The organism is uncultured Gimesia sp. (genome assembly GCF_937919775.1).
Taxonomy (GTDB): domain Bacteria; phylum Planctomycetota; class Planctomycetia; order Planctomycetales; family Planctomycetaceae; genus Gimesia.
This window is the reverse complement of record NZ_CALFPF010000597.1, coordinates 1-3,269: the sequence shown is the minus strand read 5'-3', so window position 1 is coordinate 3,269 and position 3,269 is coordinate 1. Positions and strand designations below refer to the sequence as shown.

The 3,269-nt window shown below is 53.3% G+C and carries 2 protein-coding genes; both read left to right on the top strand.

Annotated features, from left to right (window positions below; all coding sequences use genetic code 11):
• Positions 1-1,580 (top strand): DUF1553 domain-containing protein (locus tag Q0294_RS17235; protein ID WP_299467939.1); only part of this gene is annotated, 1,580 nt, incomplete at its 5' end.
• Positions 1,581-1,622: 42 nt separating this feature from the next.
• A complete protein-coding gene (locus Q0294_RS17230; protein WP_299467937.1) occupies positions 1,623-3,101 on the top strand; it encodes a DUF1501 domain-containing protein in 1,479 nt (492 codons plus the stop codon).
• The last annotated feature ends 168 nt before the right edge of the window (positions 3,102-3,269 follow it).

The following is a 3,269-nucleotide window of genomic DNA, read 5'->3' as shown; positions in this document are numbered from 1 at the left end:
AATGTCACGATCATATGTACGATCCGATTCGACAGGACGAGTACTATGGTTTGCTTGCGGTTTGTGAAAACTATCACGTGCGCACCGATCGCGTGGCGAGTGTGCTTGATATTTCTCAGAATGGCATCCCCCGGGCCTACGATAAATCGATGACCGCGAATACCTGGTTCTTCGAAAAAGGGGATGAGCGGCGGCCGCTGAAAGACAAAAGCATTCCACCCGGCGTACCGAAGTTTCTGGGGGGGACTTATAAAGTGCAACTGGTTTCTCTGCCGCTGGTGGCCAGTCAGCCGGCGCAGCGGGATTTTGTGAAACAGGACTTTCTTGCCCAGATGCGTGGTGTGATGGAGCAGGCAAAACAACCGGAACAACGTCTGGCTGCGGAAAGTGCTCTGGCGGTTTTAGAAGCGCAGTTTGCGATTGAAGAGATGGAAGCCGCGGGAGAGAAGACGACAGATACCTGGCAGACCGCGGCGAAACATCTGGTGAAGTTGCAGCGCGAGGCGGCTCTCAAGGAAGCGCAATGGGGATTGACGGCTGCTATTGAGAAACAGGAGCAGGCGAAACAAACATTAGCGAAGGCGGAAAAGGACAAGAAAAAGACAGCCATCACCAAAGCGAAGCAGCAGCTCAAGCAAGCGGATCAAGCACACAAGGCGGCGAAAGCCAGTCTGAAGAAAGCAGAAGAAGCAGCTCAGGAGAAAGTGACGACGAAGTACACGCCTCGTCAGCAACCGACTTATCCACAACAAAGTTCAGGGCGTCGTCTGGCGTTTGCCCGCTGGCTGACGGAGAAAAACAATCCGTTGACCGCGCGGGTCGCGATGAATCATATCTGGCTGCGGCATTTTGGTCAGCCGATTGTACCCACGGTAAATGAGTTTGGCGGCAATGGTCGAGAGCCGACGCACCCGGCACTGTTGGACTGGCTCGCTGCAGAATTGATGCAACGTGACTGGAGCATGAAAGAGATGCACCAGTTGATTGTCACCAGCGCCACTTATCGGATGGCAGGCACCGGTTCCAAAGAGAATTCTCAGATTGACCCGGATAATCATTATCTCTGGAAAAAGTCGGCTCGGAGGATGGAAGGCGAGATCGTCCGCGATAATCTGCTGTTTATTCCCGGACGGCTCGACGTGCAAGTGGGGGGGCCGGATATCAGTAACGAACAGGCTCAGGATTCTCGCCGCAAGAGTATTTATCTGAGACACGCACACGAAAAACTGGTCGAGTTCGTGCAGATTTTCGATGGACCCAGCGTCTCGGAATGTTATATGCGCGAAACGAGCGTCCAGCCGCATCAGGCACTGGCGCTGGCAAACAGTAAGCTGTCTTATCTGGCCAGCGAAGCGCTGGCTGCAAAAATCGAACAACAGACTACGGGGGATGTGGACGCCTTCATTGATGAAGCGTTTCTGTCTGTTTTGTCCCGTCTGCCAAATCAGGAAGAACAGAAACTGTGTCGTGAATTTCTGTTTGATGGGGCGGAGGGGGGCAAAGAAACGCCGTCGCAAGGGCAGTTTCAGAAGTTGATTACCGTGCTGTTCAACCATAATGATTTTGTCACGATCCGCTAACGATCAGACGTTGTTACATCGAATTAGAAGAAAGAGATCAACATGTCATTGCCTCACATGAACCGCCGCACGTTTCTGGGAGATACCGGTATGGGTATGACCGGAATGGCGTTGACCTCGCTGCTGTTTCAGAATGGGGAATTGCGAGCTACGGAATCCGGATCAGGTCGGCATCTGGCGCCCCGTGCGAAATCGGTGATCTGGATCTTTCTGATCGGGGGACTGAGCCATCTGGAAAGCTTTGACCCCAAGCCGGCTTTGAATAAATATGCGGGCAAGTCGATCGATGAAACACCGTTTGCCGATGCGGTTTTGAATAAAGACAAGATTAACAAAGTTCTGCTCGATCCCTCCAAGCAGAAACGCGAAATTTTCAAGACATTGATGCCGCTGCAAACCGGTTTTAAGCAGTATGGCGAGAGCGGATTAGAGATCAGCGACTGGTTCCCGCACATGGGTTCCTGCGCCGATGATCTGACACTGGTCCGTTCGATGTGGACGATCGATAACAATCATGGTGCTCAGTTGACTTACCATACCGGCCGGAAAATTACCGAGGGGGCGTTTCCCACCGTCGGTTCATGGGTCAGTTATGGGCTCGGTTCGGGCAACCAGAATCTGCCGCATTATGTGGTGCTGGGAAATCCGAGCGCTGATTGTTGCGGTGCTGCCTGGACGCATGGGTCTGCTTACCTGGGGCCGGAGCATGCGGGTGTGCGGATGAAAGTCGACGCGAAACAACCGCTGTCCTTTGTGCGCTCGGCCGATGAATCGCTGACGCCAGCCGAACAGCAGAAAATGTTTGGTTTGCTTGGAAAATTGAATCGACAAACCGGGATTCAATACCCGGACGATCAATATCTGCAGGCGCGGATCAAATCGTACGAGCTCGCGTTTCAGATGCAATCCACGGTTCCGGAAGTCATGCAGTTTCAGGAAGAAACTCAATCTGTGCAAAACCTGTATGGTCTGAATGACCCAGTCACAAAAGACTTTGGTGAGAAGTGTCTGGCTGCCCGGCGTCTGACGGAGCAGGGGGTGCGGTTTATTCAACTGTTCCACGGATACCGTGGCAATGCCGGGGCCTGGGATTCGCATCGGGATATCAAGCGACTGCATTCCCAACTGGCTGCTCAGGTCGATCAACCGATCGCCGGGCTCATCAAAGATATGAAACTGCGTGGTTTGCTGGATGAGACAATGGTGGTGATCGGGTCAGAATTCGGACGGACCCCCGGTGCCGAGTACCGTGAGGGAACCAGTTCCGTGCAGGGTTCGGGACGCGATCATCACCCGCACGGTTTCAGTGTTGCGCTGGCGGGGGGCGGCATTAAGGGAGGCCACATTCACGGAGCCACCGATGAACTCGGCTTCCATGCCGTCGAAGATCGGCATTATGTGACGGACCTGCATGCGACCGTGCTGCATCAGATGGGCCTCGATACGACTCAGTTGAACTATCCCGGCAGGCAGCGGTTGGAACGGGATTACGGCGAAGTGATCCACGATATTCTGGGCTAAGTTTTTCAATTTTAAGCCGGCAGTCGAAATCAGAGATTAAGAACCGCAGTACGCTGGCCTCTGTTCTCTGGCCTCCGTATGTCGAGATCTGCTTGAAGACGGTCTGGGGACTATCTAGTGGGTGTCCCGAAAGCGTTTTGGTTCGTAAATACATAGTGTAAAAATGTG

Bases quoted from the DNA above. Each gene is read 5' to 3' on its own strand.
- Q0294_RS17230 (WP_299467937.1), top strand. From the start codon at position 1,623: ATGTCATTGCCTCACATGAACCGCCGCACGTTTCTGGGAGATACCGGT.